Source organism: Streptomyces atroolivaceus, assembly GCF_000717025.1.
Taxonomy (GTDB): Bacteria; Actinomycetota; Actinomycetes; order Streptomycetales; family Streptomycetaceae; genus Streptomyces; species Streptomyces atroolivaceus.
The window spans coordinates 991,433-1,012,798 of the sequence record NZ_JNXG01000002.1; the positions used below are offsets into that span (position 1 = coordinate 991,433).

Genomic DNA, 21,366 nt, shown 5'->3' on the forward strand with positions numbered 1-21,366 from the left:
CACGGACCCCGTCCGTGCCGCCCCCCCTCACGTCCGCGTCGGTGTTACAGCACCTTCGACAGGAACGACTTCGTCCGGTCGTGCTGCGGATTCGTCAGTACGTCGCGCGGGTGGCCGGACTCGACCACGACGCCGTCGTCCATGAAGACCAGAGCGTCGCCGACTTCGCGGGCGAAGCCCATCTCGTGCGTGACGACGATCATCGTCATGCCGTCCTCGGCCAGGCCGCGCATGACGTCCAGGACGTCACCGACCAGTTCCGGGTCGAGCGCCGACGTCGGCTCGTCGAAGAGCATCAGCTTCGGCTCCATGGCCAGGGCGCGGGCGATGGCCACGCGCTGCTGCTGCCCGCCGGAGAGCTGCGAGGGGTAGTTCTTCGCCTTGTCCGACAGGCCGACCCGGTCCAGGAGCCGTTCGGCCCGGGCCCGGGCGACGGCCCTGGCCTCGCCCTTGACCTGGATCGGCGCTTCCATGACGTTCTCGAGCGCCGTCATGTGCGGGAACAGGTTGAAGCGCTGGAAGACCATGCCGATGTCCCGGCGCTGCAGCGCGACTTCGCTGTCCTTGAGCTCGTAGAGCCGGTCGCCCTTCTGCCGGTAGCCGACCAGGTCGCCGTCGACGTACAGCCGTCCGGCGTTGATCTGCTCCAGGTGGTTGATGCACCGCAGGAACGTCGACTTGCCGGAGCCGGACGGGCCGATCAGGCAGAAGACCTCACGCGGCGCGACCTCCAGGTCTATGCCCTTGAGGATGTGCGCGGCACCGAAGGACTTGTGGACGCCCTCGGCCTTCACCATGGCGGTCATGCGGAGACACCTCCCGAGGGGCGGTTGCTGAAGGAGGTGAGGGCGACCTTGGCCCGCTGGAACGGTGTGAGCGGCAGGCTCCGCAGGCTGCCCCGGGCGTAGCGGCGCTCCAGGTAGTACTGACCCACGCTGAACACACTGGTCATCACGATGTACCAGATCGAGGCGACGAAGAGCATCTCCATCACCGCGTAGCTGGTCGAGCCGATCTGCGACGTGGAGCGCAGCAACTCGTTGTAGGTGACCGCGTAGACCAGCGACGAGGTCTTCAGCATGTTGATGAACTCGTTGCCGGTCGGCGGGATGATCACGCGCAGGGCCTGCGGAAGAACGACGCGGCGCATGGTCTTCGCCTGGGTCATGCCGAGCGCGTGCGAGGCCTCGGTCTGGCCCTCGTCCACCGACTGGATGCCGGCCCGGACGATCTCCGCCATGTACGCGGCCTCGTTGAGGGCGAGCCCCAGCAGTGCGCACATGAACGGCGTCATCACGTCGGTCATCTCGTCCTTGTAGATGAACGGGATGTTGAGGACCGGGAAGATCAGGGCCAGGTTGAACCAGAGCAGCAGCTGCACGTAGACCGGGGTGCCGCGGAAGAACCAGATGTACAGCCACGCCACCCAGCTGGTCACCGGGTTCCTGGAGAGCCGCATGACGGCGAGCACCACACCCAGGATCACGCCGAGGACCATGGCGAGCACGCTGATCATCAGCGTGCGGCCGGCCCCGGCCAGGACGGTGTCGTCGAACAGCTTGTCCTGGACCGCCTGCCACTGGATGTCGCCCTGCGAGAAGGCGTACGCCAGGGCGGCGAGCAGAGCGAGGACGACCACGCCGCTGATCCAGCGGCCGTAGTGCCGTACGGGAATGGCTTTGATGGTCTCCGGTGCGACGGTGGTGGCCTTGGAGACGGGTGCGGCGGCGACGGATGGGCCGCCGGGCACCTTGTCGAACTTGTCAGTCACGGTGACTGCCCTTCGGTGGTGCGCCGGTCACTTGCCGCCGTTGATGGCGGCCTTGTCGATCGCGCCGGTACCGGCACCCCACTTGTCGAGCACCTTCTTGTAGGAGCCGTCGGCGATGATCGCGTCCACGGCCTCCTTGAGCACGTCGCGCAGCTCGGTGTTGTCCTTGTTCACGGCGATGCCGAACGGGCCGGCGTCGACCTGCTCACCGACGACCTCGAAGTCCTTGCCGCCGCCGGCCTTGCGGGCCAGGTCGACCGCGACCGGGTAGTCGTTGACACCGGCGACGGCGCCGCCCGACTTCACGCGGGTCTGGGCCTCGGTGTCGTTCTCGAAGGACTCGATCTTGACGGCCTTCTCGCCGGCGTCCGTGCAGGCCTTGGACTGCTTCTTCAGGGCTTCCTCGTACGTGGTGCCGCGCTGGACGGCCGCGACCTTGCCGCACAGGTCCTCGATGGACTTGATGCCCTCGGGGTTGCCCTTCTTCGTGTAGACGGCGGTGCCGGCCAGGAAGTAGTCGACGAAGTCGACTCCCTTGCCGAGCTTCTTGCCGCTGTCGTCCAGGCCCTCCTGGCGCTGCTTGTTGTCCGTGATCGACGACATGGCGATGTCGTGCCGGCCCGTGTTGAGGGCGGTGATCAGACCGTCGAAGGAGCCGGAGGTGAATTCGAACTTCACGCCCAGCTGCTTGCCGAGCGCCTCGGCGATGTCGGGGTCGACGCCGACGATCTTGCCGTTCTCGACGGACTCCATGGGGGCGTACTCGGCATTCGTGCCGACCTTGATGACGCCGGACTTCTGGTACTTCTCGGGAAGCTTGTCGAACAGCGGGGCACTGTTGGCGGACGCGCCGTCACCGGCCTTCGTCGAACCGCTGTCGGTCTGGTCGCCGCAGGCGGTCAGCAGCAGGGTGCCGGCGACCGCGACTGCGCAGACCGCGGCAATCCGGGACTTCGCGGTCGTACGACAGAGGGTGCTTGCGGTCATGATCGGAATCCTCCGGCGGTGAGGGAATGCTGGTCAGGTGGGCACGCACGCACCTTCGAGTGTCGCCACCTCGTGTGATTAGGGCATCTTGCCATTCGGACTAACCCAAACAGGGGGCCAGGCATGTCAAAATCGGGTAACGGGCGACCCCCGAACCTCAATGGGCCGGTACCGCAGGGCCGGACCATCTGCTGGAAAGTGCGTGCTCCTCCGGAGAATCTCCGGTGCGTCTCGACCTACGGACGGCCTTGGTAGCCCTTAGTGGACTTGTCCAGATATTCGGCTATGAGTCATGTCACCGAGTCGATACCGACTCGTAAGAGGCCCGGTCCGTCCGGTAAGAAAGACCTTTACACCCCTCATCCGGGGCTCAGGGCGCGTGTGCGGCGCGCCCGCGCGTATGTGTCTCCCCTGCCGGAGCGGTCCAACCGCTCAGTGCCGGGAACGTACGCGGTGCCCGCCCACCCCTCCTCAACCAGGAGTGGCCACCCTCAACTGATGAAGACTTAAGGGGTCAACACAATGGCAGCGGAGATCGTCAATCCTCGCAGCGACAGCAAGACGCACGACACGGCCGACGCGGCGGGACTCAGCAGTCCGGACGAGCCCTTCGACCCGGCTTTCGCCCTCCACCGCGGCGGGAAGATGGCCGTGCAGGCCACCGTTCCGATCCGCGACAAGGACGACCTGTCCCTCGCGTACACGCCCGGCGTGGCCAAGGTGTGCAGCGCCATCGCCGAGAATCCCGAGCTCGTCCACGACTACACCTGGAAGTCGCAGGTCGTGGCGGTCGTGACGGACGGCACCGCCGTCCTCGGCCTGGGGGACATCGGTCCCGAGGCCTCCCTCCCGGTGATGGAGGGCAAGGCGATTCTCTTCAAGCAGTTCGGCGGGGTCGACGCCGTGCCGATCGCGCTCGCCACGACCGACGCGGACGAGATCGTGGACACCGTCGTGCGCCTCGCGCCGTCCTTCGGCGGGGTGAACCTGGAGGACATCTCGGCGCCCCGGTGCTTCGAGATCGAGCGCAAGCTCCAGGAGCGTCTCGACATCCCGGTCTTCCACGACGACCAGCACGGCACCGCCGTGGTGACGCTCGCGGCCCTGCGCAATGCGGCGAAACTGTCCGGCCGGACCCTCGGTGATCTGCGCGCCGTCATCTCCGGCGCCGGCGCCGCGGGTGTGGCCATCGCGAAGTTCCTGCTGGAGGCGGGTATCGGTGACGTCGCAGTCGCCGACCGCAAGGGCATCGTCAGCGGCGACCGCACGGACCTCACGGACGTCAAGCGCGAGCTGGCGGAGATCACGAACCGGGCCGGCATCACCGGCTCCCTGGAGACGGCGCTGGCCGGCGCCGACGTCTTCATCGGAGTCTCCGGCGGTACGGTCCCCGAGCCCGCCGTGGCCTCGATGGCGCCCGGCGCGTTCGTGTTCGCCATGGCCAACCCGAACCCCGAGGTCCACCCCGACGTCGCCCACAAGTACGCGGCCGTCGTGGCGACCGGGCGGTCGGACTACCCGAACCAGATCAACAACGTGCTGGCGTTCCCCGGTATCTTCGCCGGTGCGCTGCAGGTGCGGGCCTCCCGGATCACCGAGGGTATGAAGATCGCGGCGGCGAACGCGCTGGCGGACGTCGTCGGTGACGAGCTGGCCGCGGACTACGTGATCCCGTCGCCGTTCGACGAGCGGGTCGCCCCCGCCGTCACCGCCGCGGTGGCGGCGGCCGCCCGTGCGGAGGGTGTCGCGCGGCGCTGAGACCGAGGGGCGGGGCGGGGGCCTGGTCGCGCGCCGAGCGAGACCGTTCCCCGGCCCGCCCCTTTCCGCTCCCCGGGGCGCCCCACCCGGCCGCCCTCCTCGGACGCCCGGGGCGTGGGGTGCGTGTCACACCTTCGAACAGTTACGTCACGGCGCGTCACGGCCTATCGTCATGGCCATGTTCGCCGCCTACGCAGCCCGCATCGACCGTGACCGGCCCCTCGACGGCCTCGAGCTGGGCGAGCGCCCGGCGCCCGAGGCGCGGCCCGGGTGGACCACCGTCAGGGTCCGGGCCGCCTCGCTCAATCATCACGACCTCTGGTCCCTGCGGGGGGTGGGCCTCCCCGAGGACAAGCTGCCCATGATCCTCGGCTGCGACGCCGCAGGCGTCGACCAGGACGGCAACGAAGTCGTCCTGCACTCCGTCATCGGCCAGACAGGACACGGTGTCGGCCCGGACGAGCCGCGCTCCATCCTCACCGAGCGCTACCAGGGGACCTTCGCCGAGCAGGTCACCGTCCCCAGCTGGAATGTGCTGCCCAAGCCGAAGGAACTCACCTTCGAGCAGGCCGCCTGCCTGCCGACCGCCTGGCTGACGGCGTATCGGATGCTGTTCACCAACGCCGGTGTACGGCCGGGCGATTCCGTTCTCGTCCAGGGGGCGGGAGGAGGCGTGGCCACCGCCGCGATCGTGCTGGGCAAGGCCGCCGGGCTCCGGATGTTCGCCACCAGCCGTGACGAGGCCAAGCGCGAGCGGGCCGTCGAACTGGGGGCGGTCGAGGCCTATGAGCCCGGCGCGCGGCTGCCGAAGCGTGTCGACGCCGTCATCGAGACGGTGGGGGCGGCGACCTGGTCCCACTCGGTCACATCACTTCGGCCCGGTGGCACCGTGGTCATCTCGGGTGCCACCAGTGGCGACCGGCCCTCCCACGCCGAGCTGACCCGCATCTTCTTCCTGGAACTCAAGGTCGTCGGCTCCACGATGGGTTCCAAGGACGAACTGGAGGACCTGCTGTCGTTCTGCGCGGCCACCGGTGTGCGGCCCGTCATCGACGAGACCCTGCCGTTGGACCGGGCCCGCGAGGGCTTCGAGCGGCTCGCAGCCGGAGACCTCTTCGGAAAGATCGTGCTCACCACCTCGTGAGCGCGGCCGCGGAACTGCTGACACCGGAAGGGCTGTTGCTGAGGCCCTGGCGGCCCGATGACGCTCCGGCCGTACTCCGTGCCTTCGGGCCCTTGGAGATGGCCCGACAGGCGGGCATGTCCGTCACCACCATGGCCGAGGCCCTGGACTGGATCGCCGCCCGCGAGAACGAACGGGCGGCCGGCACGGCGTACGCATGGGCCGTGGTCCGGGACGGGACCCCGCTCGGGTCCGTGACCGTGGCGGCGGTGAACCACGTGCACGACACCGGCTGGGTCTCCTACTGGACCGTCGAAGCGGCGCGAGGGGCGGGTGTCGCGGTGGCGGGCACACGGGCCACGGCCCGCTGGGCCTTCGGCGAACTCGGCCTCCACCGGCTCGAGCTCGGGCACCGGACGAACAATCCGGCCTCCTGCGCGGTCGCCCTGCGCGCCGGCTTCGCCAGGGAGGGCATCGACCGGGAGAAGCTCCGGTACGGCGATCTGCGGTACGACGTCGAGCGCCACGCACGCCTGGCCACCGATGTTGTCAATGATGGTTGACGGGGTTCGTCTGTCAATGTAGGTTGACATCATGACCGAAGCAACGGATCTCGCCGCACGTGCCGGTGACCATGACCCGCGCGTCGGGCTGCGTGCCGTCGCCGCGTTGCGGCGGCTGCTCGAGCAACTCGAAGCCGTCCAGGTGAGAAGCGCCCGCGTCCAGGGGTGGTCGTGGCAGGAAATCGCTGCCGAGCTGGGTGTCAGCAGGCAGGCCGTGCACAAGAAGTACGGGAGGCATTGATGTTCGAGCGATTCACCGAAGGCGCCCGGGCCACCGTGACCGGCGCGGTGGTCCACGCCGAGCGCGCCAGGGCGGAGTCGGTCACCGAGGAACACCTGTTGCTCTCCCTGATGGATCAGGAGGGCAGCCGGTCCTCCTTCGCCCTTGCCGTCCTCGGGCTGTCCGACCGCCGCGCTTCGGTGGAGGCGGCCCTCGGGGAGGCCCGCCGCCGAGGCGGGCTCACGAAGGCCGACACCGAAGCACTCGCCGGTATCGGTATCGACGTCACCGAGATCGTGGCACGGGTCGAGGGCGTCCATGGTGAGGGAGTCCTGGCGGGCGCTCGCGGGAACCGCCGATGGTGGTCCGGCCGCCGGCCCTTCACTGCCGGGGCCAAGGGCATCCTGGAGAAGTCCCTGCGCGTCGCCCTCGGAAGGCGCGACCGCTTCATCGGGGAGGAGCACCTTTTGCTGGCCCTGACCGCCTGCCCCGGTGTCGCCGCCGACGTCCTCGCCGAGCACGGCGCGACCTACGCGACGGTGGAACGTGCGCTGTACGGGGACGGAGAGCAGGGCCGGGCGCAGGCGAGCTGACCCTGCGCCGCTGCCCGGCCGGAGTCCTCCGGCCGGGCAGCGGCTGGAGTCAGGACGCGCCGGAGGCACCCTTGGCTTCGCCGGCCGCCCCCCGCAGAGCCGAGTCGATGTGTATCGCGGCTGCGGCCAGGTGGCGGCGGGCCTCCGAGAGCTGGGCCTCGGTGACGCCGTGGTCGCGGGCCGTGTCACGGATGTCGTCGCGGAAGCGGTCCAGCAGGCGGTCCAGGTCGCGGGCCGGATCACCCGTGGCCGTGGCGTCGGCAGCCCACTCGATGTCCGGCTCCTCGGGGGCCGGGCGGGTGTACGAGGGCCAGTTGCCGGTCTTGGCGAAGTTGCCGAGCTGGCCGGTGATCTCGGCCAGCCCGTCCCGTACGCCAGCGGGCCAGTCACCCCGCGCGAAGTGTTCCTGGACCTGGCGAGCAGCGTTCTGCATCTGCTCCCGCGCCTTCTCGTGGGCCTCCTGGGCCTGACGGCGGGCCTGCTCCGCGTCCTCGCGGGCCTTGCGGGACTCGTCCTTCGCCCTGCGGGCCTGCTCCTTCCACTCCTGCTTGGCCTTGCGCAGCTCCTCCTTCGCCGTGCGCCACGCCTCGTTGTCCCCGAAGCCGGGGTCCCAGCCGCTCCGGCCGTTACCTGAGGTGTGCCGGGACTCGGAGGCCGCCGCGCGCATCTCGCTGCGGAGCTGACCGGCCGCGCCTCGCACGTCGTCGCGGATCTCGGCGGCCAGCTCGGAGACGGAGTCGCGGATCTCCAACTCCAGATCGGCGAGTTCGCCGCCGCGGCCCGCCAGCTCGGCCCGTCCGGCGTCGGTGATGGAGTAGACCTTGCGGCCGCCCTCGGTGGCGTGGGTGACCAGGCCCTCGGCCTCCAGCTTGGCCAGCCGCGGATACACGGTGCCCGCCGACGGTGCGTACAGACCCTGGAAGCGCTCCTCCAGGAGCCTGATCACCTCGTACCCGTGTCGGGGAGCTTCGTCCAGCAGCTTGAGGAGATACAGGCGCAGGCGGCCATGGGCGAATACGGGAGCCATGTCAGAGCACCTTTCCGGTCGGCTCGGCGGCGTGCGCGTTGTCCTGGGCGGGTGGGCGGCGCAACAGGGCGATCGAGCCCGAGACGGTGGTCGCCTTCAGCTTCCCCGTGCCCGCCCCCAGTGTCCCGGTGATCTTCTTCGCCCCCCACTGGCCGCCCACGCGCAGGTCTTCGAAGGCATTCGAGACGGTACCGCTCGCGGTGTTCGCCTCGACCTTCGCGTCCGCCGGGTGCGGCAGCCGGATGGCGATCTCGCCGGACACCGAGGTCAGTCTGATGTCCGTCGGCTTGGGTGAGGTGTCGAGGTCGAGCGCCATGTCGCCGGTGACGGATTCCGCCCGGACCGAGCTCCCGGCGCCCTCGACGACCGTCAGATCACCCGACACGGACTGGAAGCGGAGGTCGCCGGTGACGGTCTGGGCCTCCAGGCTGCCCGACACGGTCTCGGCCCGGACGGCCCCGGAGAGGCCCACCAGGGTGCTGTCGCCGGAGATGCCCCGCAGCTCGGTGCGCCCCCGAATCCCCGACACGACCGCCTCGGCGCCGATCACGCCGACTTCCACCGCCGCGCCGGCAGGCACCGCGATCGAGACCGCGGCGCTGCGGCGGGGACTCCTGCGGTCGAGCCAGGTGAGGAGGCCCTGCCACGGCAGATCCTCGTAGGTGACGGTGAGGGTGCCGTCCTCCAGGGTCACGATCAGCGGTGGCCCGTCGATCGCGGACACCTCCAGCCGGGCAGTCGGCTCGTCGGTGCCGACGACATTGATCACGCCGTCGACGGTGCGCACGTTGAGTGCTGTCACCGGGGCGTCGAAATTGAGCTTCTGAGGCTCGGCGACGGTCCACGTCGACTCGGGCATGGTCTGACCTCCCGCTGGGTGGCGCGACGCAACATATCGCGTCTTCATCAAGAACACGATATATCGCGGATTCGAGAAGTCAAGGAGGAATCGAAAGGGTGCTCGCGCAGATATGGGACTGAATGTCTTTAATGGCTCATAAGTGGACGAATTGCCCTAGCGTGTGGGGCATGACCGCGACATCCGTGGGCGCCCTGCTCCTCTGCCGGGCCGACCCCGAGACCGTACGGCCCGTGGCCCGCCTGCTGCGGGAGCGCATGCTGCTCGTGCCCTCCGGGGACGGCTGGAGTGTGCTCGTCCCCGAAGGGAAGCCCTGGCGGAAGGACGGCCACGAAGGCAGCGGAGGAACCCCGGCCGAAGGTGGTGCGGAGCCCGTCGACCGCGTCGTCGGCGGCTGGGCCACCGCACTCGCGGTGGGCTCCACCTGGCCGGTGCTCGCCCTGTGGTGGGACGGCGACAGGTCCGGCTACACCCTCGCCTCGGGCTTCCGCCGCCCGGTCGGCTACATCTGGCTCGCCGACGGGACCCCGGCCGCCGAGGAGGAGGCCATGCGGACGTCCGCCGTCCGGCTCGGCCTCGATCCCGTCCTGGACGTGCAGGCGCTGGAGGCCCTCACGCGCGTGGACCCGGATGCGGATGCCGACGCCCGGCTGCGCGGACTGCTCGCCGTACTCACCAGGGCCGGGGTGGACCTGCCGACCGGTCTCGCGCCGGGCGAGCCCGCCGACAGGCTCCGCTCGGTCGCCGGGATCCATCCGGAGGCGGAACAGATCGAATGGGCCGGCCGGCTCGCTGCGGTGCGCGTCGAACTCGATGCCGTCGAGAGCGGCAGCCTCGGTCCCTGGGTGCGCGGCCCCAGGGCCCGCGCGGTGGCTGCGGCGCAGGTCGTCACGGGTCTGCCGCTGACCCTCTGGGGTGTCCGTCGGCGCAGCGGCGGCTGGATCGCCGCAGGCCTGGTCCTCCTCGTGCAGGGCCTGCTGGGGTTCGCGTACGACCGTGTCAGGGACACGGGCGAAGCAGGGGCCGGACGGTGACTACTCGACTACTCGTCTTCGTCTTCGTCGTCGAGCCGGGCCAGCCAGGTGGCGAGGCGCTCGACGGGAACCTCGAAGTCGGGGTTGAGGTCGACGAACGTACGGAGCTGCTCGGCGAGCCACTCGAAGGTGACCTCCTCCTCGCCGCGCCGCTTCTCCAGTTCCTCGATGCCACGGTCCGTGAAGTACATACGACCAGAATAACGACGGCGGAAAGCCGGAGAGCCCGGCCCCGCGACAATCGCGGGGCCGGGCTCTCCGGCTGCGTACAGACGCTGATCAGGCCTCGAAGACCTCGGCGACCAGCTGGGCCTGCTCGGCCTGGTGGCGCTTGGCCGAGCCGACCGCCGGGGACGAGCCGTGCGGACGCGAGATGCGCCGCAGGCGCTCACCGTGCGGGACGTCGGCGCCGACGGCCAGGTCCAGGTGGTCGATCAGGTTGAGCGCGATGAACGGCCACGCACCCTGGTTCGCCGGCTCCTCCTGGGCCCAGAGGTACTTCTCGGCGTTCGGGTACTTGGCGATCTCGGCCTGGATCTCCGTACCCGGAAGCGGGTACAGACGCTCCAGACGGATGATCGCGGTCTCCGTGTCGCCCCGCTTCTCGCGCTCGGCGTCCAGGTCGTAGTAGAGCTTGCCGGACACGAACACGACCTTGCGGACCGCCTCGGCCTTGACCGTCTCGTCGCCGATCACCGGGCGGAAGCCGCCGGTGGTGAACTCCTCGACCTTCGACGCCGCCGCCTTGAGACGGAGCATCGACTTCGGTGTGAAGACGATCAGCGGCTTGTGGTGCGGGTTGTGCACCTGCCACCGCAGGAGGTGGAAGTAGTTCGACGGGAGGGTCGGCATCGCGACCGTCATGTTGTCCTGCGCGCACATCTGCAGGAAACGCTCCGGACGGGCGGACGAGTGGTCCGGGCCCTGGCCCTCGTAACCGTGCGGGAGGAGCAGGGTGACGCCGGACGTCTGCCCCCACTTCTGCTCCGCCGAGGAGATGAACTCGTCGACCACGGTCTGGGCACCGTTGACGAAGTCGCCGAACTGGGCCTCCCAGATCACCAGGGACTCCGGGCGGGCCAGCGAGTAGCCGTACTCGAAGCCCATCGCCGCGTACTCGCTGAGGAGCGAGTCGTAGACGTTGTAGCGGGCCTGGTCGTCGGAGAGGTAGAGCAGCGGGGTGTAGTCCTCGCCGGTCTTCTGGTCGACGAGAACGGCGTGACGCTGGCCGAACGTGCCGCGGCGGGTGTCCTGGCCGGCGAGCCGGACCGGGGTGCCCTCCATCAGCAGCGAACCGATGGCGAGGGTCTCGCCCATGCCCCAGTCGATCGTGCCGTTCTCCACGGAGGCCGCACGGCGCTGCATCTGCGGCAGCAGACGCGGGTGCACGGTGATGCCGTCGGGGATGTTGACCTGCGACTCGGCGATCAGCTTCACGACCTCCGAGGTCACCGCGGTGGTCACGGCGACCGGGAACTCCGCCTGCACGTCCGGGACGTGCGGCTGGGACGGCGCCGAGGTGGCCTCGCGGACCTCCGCGAACACCTTCTCCAGCTGGCCCTGGAAGTCCTGGAGCGCCTGCTCGGCCTCTTCCAGCGTGATGTCACCGCGACCGATGAGGGACTCGGTGTACAGCTTGCGCACCGAGCGCTTCTTGTCGATCAGGGTGTACATCTGCGGGTTGGTGAACTCCGGGTTGTCGCCCTCGTTGTGACCGCGGCGGCGGTAGCAGATGAGGTCGATGACGACGTCCTTGTTGAACGTCTGCCGGTACTCGAAGGCGAGCCGCGCCACGCGGACCACGGCCTCCGGGTCGTCGCCGTTGACGTGGATGATCGGCGCCTCGATCATGCGTGCCACGTCGGTGGCGTACATCGAGGAGCGCGAGGACTCCGGGGCGGCGGTGAAGCCGACCTGGTTGTTGATCACCACGTGCACGGTGCCGCCGGTGCGGTAGCCGCGCAGCTGCGACATGTTGAGCGTCTCGGCGACGACGCCCTGGCCCGCGAAGGCCGCGTCGCCGTGGAGCGCGACGGGCAGGACCGTGAAGTCGGTGCCGCCCTTGTTGATGATGTCCTGCTTGGCGCGGGCGATGCCCTCCAGGACCGGGTCGACCGCCTCCAGGTGCGAGGGGTTGGCGGCCAGCGAGACCTTGATCTGCTCACCGTCCAGGCCCGTGAAGGTGCCCTCGGCGCCCAGGTGGTACTTGACGTCGCCGGAGCCGTGCATCGACCGCGGGTCGAGGTTGCCCTCGAACTCCCGGAAGATCTGCGCGTACGACTTGCCGACGATGTTCGCCAGCACGTTCAGCCGGCCGCGGTGGGCCATGCCGATGACGACCTCGTCGAGGCGGGCCTCGGCGGCGGAGTCGATGACCGCGTCGAGCAGCGGGATGACGGACTCGCCGCCCTCCAGCGAGAAGCGCTTCTGGCCGACGTACTTGGTCTGCAGGAACGTCTCGAACGCCTCGGCGGCGTTGAGGCGGCGCAGGATCCGCAGCTGCTCCTCGCGCTCCGGAGCCGGGCGCGGACGCTCCACCCGGTCCTGGAGCCACTTGCGCTCCTTCGGCTCCTGGATGTGCATGAACTCGATGCCGGTGGTGCGGCAGTACGACTCACGCAGGACGCCGAGGATGTCGCGGAGCTTCATCATCGTCTTGCCGGCGAAACCGCCGACCGCGAAGTCCCGCTCCAGGTCCCACAGGGTGAGGCCGTGCTCGGTGATGTCCAGGTCGGGGTGCTTGCGCTGGCGGTACTCCAGCGGGTCGGTGTCGGCCATCACGTGACCGCGGACCCGGTAGGAGTGGATCAGCTCGAAGACCCGCGCGGCCTTGGTGACGTCGTCGTCGTGCGAGGCGTCGATGTCCTTGAGCCAGCGGACCGGCTCGTAGGGGATGCGCAGCGCCTTGAAGATCTCGTCGTAGAAGTCGTTCTCGCCGAGCAGGAGCTGGGCCAGGACGCGGAGGAACTCTCCGGACGCGGCACCCTGGATGACCCGGTGGTCGTACGTCGAGGTCAGGGTCATGACCTTCGAGATGCCGAGCTTGTTCAGGGTGTCCTGCGAGGTGCCCTGGAACTCCGCCGGGTAGTCCATCGCGCCGACGCCCATGATGAGGCCCTGTCCGGGCATCAGGCGGGGCACCGAGTGAACGGTGCCGATGCCGCCGGGGTTGGTCAGCGAGGCGGTGACACCGGAGAAGTCGTCCATGCCGAGCTTGCCGACACGGGCACGGCGGACGATGTCCTCGTACGCCTGCCAGAACTCGAAGAAGTTGAGCGTCTCGGCCTTCTTGATGGCCGCGACGACGAGCTGGCGGTCGCCGTTCGGCTTCACCAGGTCGATGGCCAGACCCAGGTTGACGTGCTCCGGCTTGACCAGGGTCGGCTTGCCGTCCTTCACCGCGAAGGAGTAGTTCATCGACGGCATGGCCTTGAGGGCCTGCACCATCGCGTACCCGATGAGGTGCGTGAAGGAGATCTTCCCGCCGCGGGCGCGCTTGAGGTGGTTGTTGATGACGATGCGGTTGTCGAAGAGCAGCTTCACCGGCACGGCGCGGACCGACGTGGCCGTCGGCAGCTCCAGCGAGGCGTTCATGTTCTTCGCGACGGCGGCGGACGGGCCGCGCAGCGTCACGAACTCGGGGCCACCGGGGGCCTCGGCCGGCGCCTCCGCCTTCGCCTTCGCGGGAGCCGGGGCCGCCTTGGCGGGCTCGGCCTTCGCGGGGGCGGCGGGAGCCTTCGCGGGCGCTGCCGGGGCGGCGGCCGCGGGCTTGGCAGGGGCCGCGGGGGCCGCTGCCGGAGCCTGCGGCGCGGCCTGCGCCGGAGCGGTGTTGTTCGCGGCGGTGGCGGCCGGAGCCGGAGTCACCGCTCCCGCGGGTGCGGGGACGGGCTTGTCCGCCGTGCCGGACGTGCCCGGCTTGTAGTCGGCGAAGAAGTCCCACCAGGCACGGTCGACCGAATTGGGATCCTGGAGGTACTGCTGGTAGATCTCGTCGACGAGCCACTCATTGGGGCCGAAAGCGGCGGCCGGGTTGGACCCGGAGCCTGCTTCTTGATCGGTCGAGATGCTCGAGTTACTGGGGGACTGAGACGACACGGCGGCAACCGCCCTCTTCCGCTTCACAAGGTGATGGACAGCGGAAATCAAGGCTACGCCTCCCGAGCCGTTACGTGCAGGCCGGGCCGGTCTTCGTCGTGCACATCACATCGGAAGCCGGGTTTCGGCGCATGAAATGGCGGGAAACAAGCAGGGTTCCACTGCCCTTCGGTACGCGAGGCCAGTGCTACGGCCCCCTGGACCGTATCTCTTTCCCGGGCGCGAAGGAGAAACGGGGCCTTCCGCTTCGAACGCAGGGTCAACCGTGCATCTGCGCGATCCCCGGAAGAGTGACCTGGATTCGGCATCCCCGGGCGGATTCGGCCACCCCGATACGGCCGCCGTGCAGATCCACCGCCCAGCGGGCGATCGCGAGACCGAGCCCCGTGCCGCCGTCGCTGCCCGGGCCGTGCGGGGACGGCGCCTGGCCGCGGTTGAAGCGCTCGAAGACCCGGTGACGCTCCGCCTCCGGGATGCCGGGCCCCTCGTCGATGACCTCCAGCTCCAGCGACTCGGGGTGCTCCCCGCGCCGCGCCAGCACCGTGACCCGGCCGTGGGGAGGGCTGTGCTTGACGGCGTTGTCGATCAGGTTGGCGACCACCTGGTGCAGGCGTTCCGCGTCCGCGTGCGCCGTCAGCTCGGGCGGCGAGACGTCGAGATGCAGATGGACGTCGGTGCGGGAGTGGTTGCCCGAGCCGGAGGACAGCCGGCGCTGCGCGGACGCGAGGTTCGCTTCCTTCAGCACGCCCGACAGATACGGCCAGACCTCGAAGCGGCGCGCCTTGATCGTCACCACACCGTTGTCCAGCCGGGAGAGGTCCAGCAGGGTCTCCACCAGCCGGCCCAGGCGTTCGGTCTGTTTCAGTGCCGTACGCATCGTCTCGGGATCCGCGGCGGACACCCCGTCCACCACGTTCTCCAGTACGGCTCTGAGCGCCGCGATCGGGGTGCGCAGCTCATGGGAGACGTTGGCCACCAACTCCTTGCGGTGCCGGTCCTCCGCCTCCAGATCGTCCGCCATGCGGTTGATCGTCTGTGCCAGGTCGCCGAGCTCGTCCCGCCGCCCGGCGCCGCTCACCCGTCGCGTGTAGTCGCCGTGCGAGATGGACCGCGCGACGGCGCGCATCTCGTCCAGCGGCGCGGTCAGACCGTGAGCCACGAACTGGGTGATCAGCAGCGTGGCGATCACCGAGAAGACCGTGATGAACCGGAACTCGGTCCTGGTCCGCAGAGCGACGATCAGGAGTCCGGTCGTGATGAACACGGAGATCACCACGAGCGCGCCCAGTTTGGCCTTGATCGAGAAGGGCCGCAGTCCGGAGCCGGGCCGGGTCATGGCGCGGGTGTCTCCAAGGCATAGCCGACGCCGTGCACGGTACGGATCCGCTCGGCGCCGATCTTCCGGCGCAGGGCCTTGATGTGGCTGTCGACCGTGCGCGTCCCGGAGGCGTCCGCCCAGTCCCAGACCTCGGCCAGCAGCTGTTCCCGGGACAGCACCGCGCGCGGTGTGTTGGCCAGGCAGACCAGCAGGTCGAACTCGGTCGGGGTGAGGTGGACGTCGTCGGCGCGCACCCGCACGCGGCGCTGCGCGTGGTCGATCTCCAGCTCGCCGAGGCGCAGGATGCCGCTGCGCGGTGTGACCGCGGCCAGTGCGGCCCGCTCGACCCGGCGCAGCAGGACGTGCACCCGCGCCGCCAGTTCCCGCATGGAGAAGGGCTTGGTCATGTAGTCGTCGGCGCCGACCCCGAGTCCGACGAGCATGTCGGTCTCGTCGTCGCGTGCGGTGAGCATCAGCACCGGCACGGGGCGCTGAGCCTGCACACGACGGCAGACCTCCAGGCCGTCGAAGCCGGGAAGCATGATGTCGAGCACCATCAGGTCGGGCTGCCAGGCCTCGGCCGCGTCCACGGCCGCGGGCCCGTCCAGTGCGGTCTGCACCAGGAAGCCCTCCGCCCGAAGCCGGGCGGAAATGGCGTCGACGATTGTTGCGTCGTCCTCAACCACCAGCACCCGGCGCTGAGCCCCGGGGGTGGCCGCGACGCCGTTGTGGGTGGTGTGTGTCTGTTCCATCGCCCCGCCCCTGCCCGTTCTCACGGAGGCCATTCCCCCGGAGGCACGGTTATCGCTTGTGGATTTCGTCGGTGATCCCTTGTGCCGCTCAGCAGCGTAAAGGCAGAGGACGCCTCTCGGCTACGCAGGGTGTTGTCCGTCGTGAAGGAGTTACCCGCGGGAAGGAGACGGATCGGCGGACTTGTGGCACCTGATCCATGGTGGGGCAGAGATGTGCGTACCGGGTGGGGGTTCAGTGGTCCCGGAGTGCGAGATGGACCACGTCCGGAACACCTCGGGCAACCGCTACTTCTTCGGTCCTTACTGCGTGGAATCCGGCATTCCGCAACGCCGCCTCGAAGTCGGCGGAGGGTCGCGCGGACCATACGGCGAGGACTCCGCCGGGCGTCAGACGCGCGCGGCAGGCCGCGAGACCGGCGGGCGAATAGAGGCTCTCGTTGTCCTGGGTCACGGTCCAGTCGGGGCCGTTGTCGATGTCCAGGCACAGTGCGTCGTAACGCTCCGTGGTCGTGCGGAGGTGGGCGACGAGGTCCGCGCGGAGGATCCCGGTCCGCGGGTCGGCGAGCGCCGGCCCGGAGATCCGGCCGAGCGGTCCGGCGAGGTGCCAGTCCACGACGGCCTGCTCCCGCTCGACGACCTCGATCCTGCCCCAGCGCGGCTCGGTGGCGGCCCGCACCAGTGAGAACCCGACGCCGAGCCCGCCGATCAGCACCGACGGGTCCGGCCGTCCGGCGGGCAGGGCGGCGAGCGCCGCGTCGACCAGCAGCCGTTCGGACCGCCCGTCGGAGGTGTCCATCAGGAAGCAGCCGTTGGCGATGATCTCGAAGTGGTCGCCGCGCTCGCGCAGGACGACTTCACCGAACGGTCCTTCACGTCGGTCGAGAACGACGGGGAGGCGGGCATCTGTGGCGGTCATGAGCACGATCTCCGGTAGGCGGGGCGGTCTTTCACAGCCGTCCATTTTCCCCCGCCGCCGGGCACCGGTGCCAGTGGATTCCCGAGGTGTCACCCTCCGGGCCGGGGTGCCTTCGTCCCGTGGACACGAGTGTACTCGGCGGCCAGCCAGGGGCCCAGGTCCTCGATGAGCCCGGCGAGTCCGGCAGGATCCGGCGAGGGCGTCCGCGCCGTGTCCGCGGCCGCCCGGACCTGTGCGACGCGTTCCGGATGATCCGGGTAGAAGCGCGCGAACAGTTCGGCGGACCTGTGCAGATCACTCGTCCAGCCGCCCCAGCGCGGCATGACCAGCGTGAACGCCGACCGGACGAGGCGACGCGCGACGCGCCGGCTCAGCCGCAGGCGCGCCTCGTCGGTGGCGGCACCGGCCGCGAGGGCGCGCCAGTGGGGGAGCGTGGGCGTCAGGTCGCCGTTCGTCTCACGGGCGAGGAGCGACGTGGGGCGGTAGCGCGGCAGGTGCGCGGCGAGGTCCTCGCCCAGCAGCGGGGTACAGAGGCAGGCGACGAAGAACCCGAAGTCGTCGCGCTCCGCCTCGCTGAGCACGGCGCGGGCGGAGGAGAGGAGCAGGCCCACTCCGTCGATCACGCCGAAGGCGGCGTCCAGGGCGGCCCCCACCCCGTCCGCCGCCACCCGGTCCGCGTCGGTGGGCTCGTCGTGGAGGACCACCAGCAGGTCCAGGTCCGACCTGCCGGGAATGGCCGTGCCCCTCGGGATGCTGCCGTAGAGGTAGGCGCTGTGCAGCCGTGCGGGGCCGAAGGTGTCGGCGAGGCGGACACGGGCCGCCTCGACCACCGGGGCGAAGCCGGTCTGTACGAGGCCGGCCGCGCCCTCCCGTCTGATCGTCCCGTCCGCCGCGAGCCCCCGGTCCTCGGTGCCGGTCTCTGCGCTCATGGGGTGGAGTTTCGCAGGCGGGGGACCGGTGACGCCCTTGATCGCTGAGAGCGAACAGCAGGTGGGGAACATTCGAGGGCTCACAAGCATTGAGTCCACATAGCTCAACTTGCCTGCCGAAGGGGAGATCATGACTGCTGAGTCCAAGGCGTCCCAGGCGTTCACGCCGGTCGACCTGCCTGTGCTGCCGCTCGACGACGAGGTCGTGCTGCCCGGAATGGTGGTGCCGCTCGACCTGTCGGACGCGGAGGTGCGCGCCGCCGTGGAGGCCGCACAGGCCGTCGCGCGGACCGGGGGCGGCAAGCCCGAGGTCCTTCTCGTGCCGCGTGTCGACGGGAACTACACCGGGACCGGCGTCCTGGGCACCGTCGAGCAGGTCGGACGGCTGTCGGACGGAGATCCGGGCGCCCTCATCAGGGCCCGTGACCGGGTGCGGATCGGAGCCGGGACCAGTGGGCCCGGCAACGCGCTGTGGGTGGAGGGCACGCGGATCGACGTATCCCTGCCCGATCCCGTCCCCGGTGCCGCAGCCGAACTCGCCAAGGAGTACAAGGCCCTTGCGACGAGCTGGCTGAAGAAGCGCGGAGCCTGGCAGGTCGTGGACCGGGTCCAGCAGATCGAGGACATCTCCGCCCTCGCCGACAACTCCGGCTACTCGCCCTTCCTCACCACCGCCCAGAAGGTCCAGCTGCTGGAGACCGCCGACCCGGTCGCCCGCCTGAGGCTGGCCGTCCAGTGGCTCGGCGAGCACCTCGCCGAGCAGGACGTGGCCGAGTCGATCGCCAAGGACGTGCAGGAGGGCGTGGACAAGCAGCAGCGCGAATTCCTGCTGCGGCGCCAGCTCGACGCCGTCCGCAAGGAGCTCTCCGAGCTCAACGGCGACCCGGAGGACGAGTCCGACGACTACCGGGCCCGTGTCGAGGCCGCCGACCTGCCCGAGCACGTCCGCGAGGCCGCGCTCAAGGAGGTCGAGAAGCTGGAACGCGCCTCCGACCAGAGCCCCGAGGGGTCCTGGATCCGGACCTGGCTGGACACGGTCCTCGAACTGCCTTGGACCGAGCGGACCGAGGACGCCTACGACATCAAGGGCGCCCAGGAGATCCTCGACGCCGAACACGCGGGTCTGCAGGACGTGAAGGAACGCATCACCGAATACCTCGCGGTACGCAAGCGCCGTGCGGACCGGGGGCTCGGTGTGGTCGGTGGCCGGCGCGGCGGCGCCGTGCTGGCACTGGTCGGCCCGCCCGGAGTGGGCAAGACCTCGCTCGGCGAGTCCGTCGCGCACGCCATGGGGCGCAAGTTCGTCCGGGTGGCGCTCGGCGGCGTCCGGGACGAGGCGGAGATCCGGGGCCACCGGCGTACGTACGTCGGCGCGCTGCCGGGGCGCATCGTCCGGGCGATCAAGGAGGCCGGTTCGATGAACCCGGTCGTCCTGCTCGACGAGATCGACAAGGTCGGTTCGGACTTCCGGGGCGACCCGGCGGCCGCCCTGCTCGAAGTGCTCGACCCGGCCCAGAACCACACCTTCCGCGACCACTACCTGGAGGTCGAACTCGACCTCAGCGACGTCGTGTTCCTGGCCACGGCCAACGTCCTCGAAGCCATCCCGGAGGCCCTGCTCGACCGCATGGAGCTGGTCACTCTGGACGGCTACACCGAGGACGAGAAGGTCGTCATCGCCCGTGACCACCTGCTCCCGCGTCAGCTGGAGCGGGCCGGTCTGGAGAAGGACGAGGTAGGCCTCGACGAGTCGGCGCTGCGCAAGCTGGCCGGTGAGTACACCCGTGAGGCCGGGGTGCGGAACCTGGAGCGGTCCGTCGCGCGGCTGCTCCGCAAGGTCGCGGCCCAGCACGAACTCGGCGAGAGGGAGCTGCCGTTCACGGTTTCCGAACAGGACCTGCGGGGTCTGATCGGCCGGCCGCACCATGTGCCGGAGTCCGCCCAGGACCCGGCCGAGCGCCGCACCGCGGTGCCGGGTGTGGCCACCGGGCTCGCGGTGACCGGAGCGGGTGGTGACGTGCTGTTCGTGGAGGCGTCGCTGGCCGACCCGGAGACCGGGGCGTCCGGACTCACCCTCACCGGGCAGCTCGGCGACGTGATGAAGGAGTCCGCCCAGATCGCCCTGAGTTTCCTGCGCTCGCACGGCGCGGAGCTGGAGCTTCCGGTCGCGGACCTGAAGGACCGGGGCACGCACATCCACTTCCCTGCGGGCGCGGTCCCCAAGGACGGGCCGAGCGCGGGCATCACCATGACGACGGCGCTCGCCTCCCTGCTCTCGGGCCGGCTCGTCCGGACGGACGTGGCCATGACCGGGGAGGTGTCGCTGACCGGGCGGGTGCTCCCGATCGGCGGTCTGAAGCAGAAGCTGCTGGCCGCGCACCGGGCCGGCATCACCACCGTGGTGATCCCCAAGCGCAACGAGGCCGACCTGGACGATGTCCCGGCCGAGGTCCTCGACACGCTGGAGGTCCACCCGGTGACCGATGTCCGCCAGGTGCTGGAGATCGCGCTCGCCCCGGCCTCGGCCAGGGCGCAGGAAAGGATCCCGGCCGCCGCGTAGGCGTCATGCTGTGACGGGCGTGGCATCACGCCGACGGCCGGTAGGGCGGCCCGTCTTCCTCAGGGGAGGCGGGCCGTTCCGTGTGCGGGCCGGCTCAGGGACGGTAGACCGTGCCCGGCTCCGGTTCCGCGGGGGCCATCAGCTGGGGGACCGTCACAAAGGTGTAGCCGTCCTCCCGCAGTGCGTCGACGATGCCCGGCACCGCGGGCACCGTGCCCTCGTAGATGTCGTGCAGCAGGATGATCCCGTCCTTGCCCGCCTGGTCAAGAGTCCGTTTCCTGATCAGCGCGGAGTCGTTCGTCGAGTAGTCCTTCGCGGTCGTGCTCCAGAGGACCTGGGAGAGACCCAGCTCCTTGCTGATCTCGGTCACCGTGTCGTCGGTGCGGCCCTGCGGCGGACGCATCAGCCGCGGCTTCCTGCCCGTGATCTTCGCTATGGCGTCCTGGTTCTTCTCCAGCTCGGCACGTATCTCCCCGGGCTTCCTGTCGGTCAGGACCGCGTGCGACCACGTGTGGTTGGCGACCTCGTGACCTTCGGCCGCGATGCGCCGCACGGTGCCGGGGTGCTTGAGCACGTGGTTCCTGCCCAGCAGGAAGAACGTGGCCGGCACTTTCCTCTCCTTGAGGATGTCCAGGAGCCGGGGGGTGTCCTTCCCGGGCCCCGCGTCGAAGGTCAGCGCGATGCACTTCGCCTTCCGGCAGTCCACCGCCCCGAACGATCCCTTGGCGTCGGAAGCGGCGCCGGCGCGCGCCGTTCCGGGGGCCGTGGTCTCAATCGAGCATCCGCCGAGCGTGAGTGTGACCACCGTCACGAGAGCGGCGGTCAACCCCGTACCGAACGGCGTCATCTTTCCGGGCACAA

At 69.8% G+C, this 21,366-nt stretch carries 19 protein-coding genes; 7 read left to right on the plus strand and 12 right to left on the minus strand.

Annotated elements, in window-relative coordinates:
• Positions 1–44: 44 nt before the first annotated feature.
• The 3 genes from OO67_RS07820 to OO67_RS07830 are packed head-to-tail and all read right to left on the minus strand — an operon-like array spanning position 45 to position 2,758.
• On the minus strand, positions 45–806 hold the full coding sequence (locus OO67_RS07820; RefSeq protein ID WP_033298267.1) for an amino acid ABC transporter ATP-binding protein: 762 nt from the start codon (positions 804–806) through the stop codon (positions 45–47).
• Positions 803–1,771: an amino acid ABC transporter permease gene (locus OO67_RS07825; protein WP_033298273.1), complete on the minus strand. Its 969-nt coding sequence runs from the start codon at positions 1,769–1,771 to the stop codon at positions 803–805. Before OO67_RS07825 ends, OO67_RS07820 begins: the two co-directional genes overlap by 4 nt.
• Before the next feature lie 27 nt (positions 1,772–1,798).
• Positions 1,799–2,758 carry an ABC transporter substrate-binding protein gene (locus OO67_RS07830; protein ID WP_033298274.1) on the minus strand — a complete coding sequence of 320 codons (960 nt, stop codon included), beginning with the start codon at positions 2,756–2,758 and terminating at the stop codon, positions 1,799–1,801.
• 522 nt (positions 2,759–3,280) lie between these two features.
• On the opposite strand from OO67_RS07830, the gene OO67_RS07835 reads away from it, so the two are divergent.
• The 5 genes from OO67_RS07835 to OO67_RS07855 all read left to right on the plus strand — a co-directional run bounded on the left by OO67_RS07835 (position 3,281) and on the right by OO67_RS07855 (position 7,015).
• A complete protein-coding gene (locus OO67_RS07835) occupies positions 3,281–4,516 on the plus strand; it encodes an NAD(P)-dependent malic enzyme (protein ID WP_033298276.1) in 1,236 nt (411 codons plus the stop codon).
• A 178-nt stretch (positions 4,517–4,694) separates the two neighbouring features.
• Entirely contained in the window at positions 4,695–5,660 is a 966-nt protein-coding gene (locus tag OO67_RS07840) for a zinc-binding dehydrogenase (RefSeq protein WP_033298784.1), read from the plus strand.
• A complete protein-coding gene (locus tag OO67_RS07845) occupies positions 5,657–6,202 on the plus strand; it encodes a GNAT family N-acetyltransferase (RefSeq protein ID WP_051709202.1) in 546 nt (181 codons plus the stop codon). Before OO67_RS07840 ends, OO67_RS07845 begins: the two co-directional genes overlap by 4 nt.
• A 31-nt stretch (positions 6,203–6,233) precedes the next feature.
• Complete coding sequence (locus OO67_RS07850) at positions 6,234–6,443, plus strand: sigma factor-like helix-turn-helix DNA-binding protein (RefSeq protein WP_033298277.1); 210 nt, start codon at positions 6,234–6,236, stop codon at positions 6,441–6,443.
• Positions 6,443–7,015 carry a Clp protease N-terminal domain-containing protein gene (locus OO67_RS07855; protein WP_033298279.1) on the plus strand — a complete coding sequence of 191 codons (573 nt, stop codon included), beginning with the start codon at positions 6,443–6,445 and terminating at the stop codon, positions 7,013–7,015. Before OO67_RS07850 ends, OO67_RS07855 begins: the two co-directional genes overlap by 1 nt.
• Before the next feature lie 49 nt (positions 7,016–7,064).
• Here the strand turns inward: OO67_RS07855 and OO67_RS07860 are convergent, their stop codons facing one another.
• Positions 7,065–8,042 carry a PadR family transcriptional regulator gene (locus tag OO67_RS07860; protein WP_033298282.1) on the minus strand — a complete coding sequence of 326 codons (978 nt, stop codon included), beginning with the start codon at positions 8,040–8,042 and terminating at the stop codon, positions 7,065–7,067.
• A 1-nt stretch (position 8,043) separates the two neighbouring features.
• Entirely contained in the window at positions 8,044–8,901 is an 858-nt protein-coding gene (locus OO67_RS07865; RefSeq protein ID WP_033298286.1) for a DUF4097 family beta strand repeat-containing protein, read from the minus strand.
• A 170-nt stretch (positions 8,902–9,071) separates the two neighbouring features.
• Between OO67_RS07865 and OO67_RS07870 the strand changes: the two genes are divergently transcribed.
• Positions 9,072–9,935, plus strand: coding sequence for a hypothetical protein (locus OO67_RS07870; RefSeq protein ID WP_033298289.1), 864 nt, complete (start codon positions 9,072–9,074; stop codon positions 9,933–9,935).
• 8 nt (positions 9,936–9,943) lie between these two features.
• Here the strand turns inward: OO67_RS07870 and OO67_RS07875 are convergent, their stop codons facing one another.
• From OO67_RS07875 to OO67_RS07900, 6 genes are all read right to left on the minus strand, one after another.
• Positions 9,944–10,126, minus strand: a complete 183-nt coding sequence (locus OO67_RS07875) for a DUF6104 family protein (RefSeq protein WP_003961784.1) — start codon at positions 10,124–10,126, stop codon at positions 9,944–9,946.
• Between the two features lie 88 nt (positions 10,127–10,214).
• Positions 10,215–14,030, minus strand: coding sequence for a multifunctional oxoglutarate decarboxylase/oxoglutarate dehydrogenase thiamine pyrophosphate-binding subunit/dihydrolipoyllysine-residue succinyltransferase subunit (locus OO67_RS07880; RefSeq protein ID WP_033298292.1), 3,816 nt, complete (start codon positions 14,028–14,030; stop codon positions 10,215–10,217).
• A gap of 259 nt (positions 14,031–14,289) precedes the next feature.
• Complete coding sequence (locus OO67_RS07885; RefSeq protein ID WP_033298293.1) at positions 14,290–15,366, minus strand: HAMP domain-containing sensor histidine kinase; 1,077 nt, start codon at positions 15,364–15,366, stop codon at positions 14,290–14,292.
• Positions 15,363–16,100 carry a response regulator transcription factor gene (locus OO67_RS07890; RefSeq protein ID WP_014154105.1) on the minus strand — a complete coding sequence of 246 codons (738 nt, stop codon included), beginning with the start codon at positions 16,098–16,100 and terminating at the stop codon, positions 15,363–15,365. Before OO67_RS07890 ends, OO67_RS07885 begins: the two co-directional genes overlap by 4 nt.
• 232 nt (positions 16,101–16,332) lie before the next feature.
• Positions 16,333–17,016 carry a spermidine synthase family protein gene (locus OO67_RS07895; RefSeq protein ID WP_033298294.1) on the minus strand — a complete coding sequence of 228 codons (684 nt, stop codon included), beginning with the start codon at positions 17,014–17,016 and terminating at the stop codon, positions 16,333–16,335.
• 89 nt (positions 17,017–17,105) lie between these two features.
• Positions 17,106–17,945 carry a nucleotidyltransferase domain-containing protein gene (locus OO67_RS07900; RefSeq protein ID WP_033298295.1) on the minus strand — a complete coding sequence of 280 codons (840 nt, stop codon included), beginning with the start codon at positions 17,943–17,945 and terminating at the stop codon, positions 17,106–17,108.
• A 130-nt stretch (positions 17,946–18,075) separates the two neighbouring features.
• Between OO67_RS07900 and lon the strand changes: the two genes are divergently transcribed.
• Positions 18,076–20,505 carry an endopeptidase La gene (gene lon / locus OO67_RS07905; protein ID WP_033298297.1) on the plus strand — a complete coding sequence of 810 codons (2,430 nt, stop codon included), beginning with the start codon at positions 18,076–18,078 and terminating at the stop codon, positions 20,503–20,505.
• A gap of 94 nt (positions 20,506–20,599) precedes the next feature.
• Here lon and OO67_RS07910 read toward each other — a convergent pair whose 3' ends face one another.
• Positions 20,600–21,352, minus strand: coding sequence for a polysaccharide deacetylase family protein (locus OO67_RS07910; RefSeq protein ID WP_106972710.1), 753 nt, complete (start codon positions 21,350–21,352; stop codon positions 20,600–20,602).
• Positions 21,353–21,366: the final 14 nt, after the last annotated feature.

What these genes read in the sequence shown, in the direction of transcription:
- OO67_RS07885 (WP_033298293.1), bottom strand. Translation starts at nt 15,366, where the DNA reads ATGACCCGGCCCGGCTCCGGACTGCGGCCCTTCTCGATCAAGGCCAAA.
- OO67_RS07840 (WP_033298784.1), top strand. Translation starts at nt 4,695, where the DNA reads ATGTTCGCCGCCTACGCAGCCCGCATCGACCGTGACCGGCCCCTCGAC.
- OO67_RS07875 (WP_003961784.1), bottom strand. Translation starts at nt 10,126, where the DNA reads ATGTACTTCACGGACCGTGGCATCGAGGAACTGGAGAAGCGGCGCGGC.
- OO67_RS07820 (WP_033298267.1), bottom strand. Translation starts at nt 806, where the DNA reads ATGACCGCCATGGTGAAGGCCGAGGGCGTCCACAAGTCCTTCGGTGCC.
- OO67_RS07895 (WP_033298294.1), bottom strand. Translation starts at nt 17,016, where the DNA reads ATGACCGCCACAGATGCCCGCCTCCCCGTCGTTCTCGACCGACGTGAA.
- OO67_RS07850 (WP_033298277.1), top strand. Translation starts at nt 6,234, where the DNA reads ATGACCGAAGCAACGGATCTCGCCGCACGTGCCGGTGACCATGACCCG.
- OO67_RS07900 (WP_033298295.1), bottom strand. Translation starts at nt 17,945, where the DNA reads ATGAGCGCAGAGACCGGCACCGAGGACCGGGGGCTCGCGGCGGACGGG.
- OO67_RS07870 (WP_033298289.1), top strand. Translation starts at nt 9,072, where the DNA reads ATGACCGCGACATCCGTGGGCGCCCTGCTCCTCTGCCGGGCCGACCCC.
- OO67_RS07865 (WP_033298286.1), bottom strand. Translation starts at nt 8,901, where the DNA reads ATGCCCGAGTCGACGTGGACCGTCGCCGAGCCTCAGAAGCTCAATTTC.
- OO67_RS07910 (WP_106972710.1), bottom strand. Translation starts at nt 21,352, where the DNA reads ATGACGCCGTTCGGTACGGGGTTGACCGCCGCTCTCGTGACGGTGGTC.
- OO67_RS07855 (WP_033298279.1), top strand. Translation starts at nt 6,443, where the DNA reads ATGTTCGAGCGATTCACCGAAGGCGCCCGGGCCACCGTGACCGGCGCG.
- OO67_RS07835 (WP_033298276.1), top strand. Translation starts at nt 3,281, where the DNA reads ATGGCAGCGGAGATCGTCAATCCTCGCAGCGACAGCAAGACGCACGAC.
- OO67_RS07860 (WP_033298282.1), bottom strand. Translation starts at nt 8,042, where the DNA reads ATGGCTCCCGTATTCGCCCATGGCCGCCTGCGCCTGTATCTCCTCAAG.
- OO67_RS07890 (WP_014154105.1), bottom strand. Translation starts at nt 16,100, where the DNA reads ATGGAACAGACACACACCACCCACAACGGCGTCGCGGCCACCCCCGGG.
- OO67_RS07830 (WP_033298274.1), bottom strand. Translation starts at nt 2,758, where the DNA reads ATGACCGCAAGCACCCTCTGTCGTACGACCGCGAAGTCCCGGATTGCC.
- lon (WP_033298297.1), top strand. Translation starts at nt 18,076, where the DNA reads ATGACTGCTGAGTCCAAGGCGTCCCAGGCGTTCACGCCGGTCGACCTG.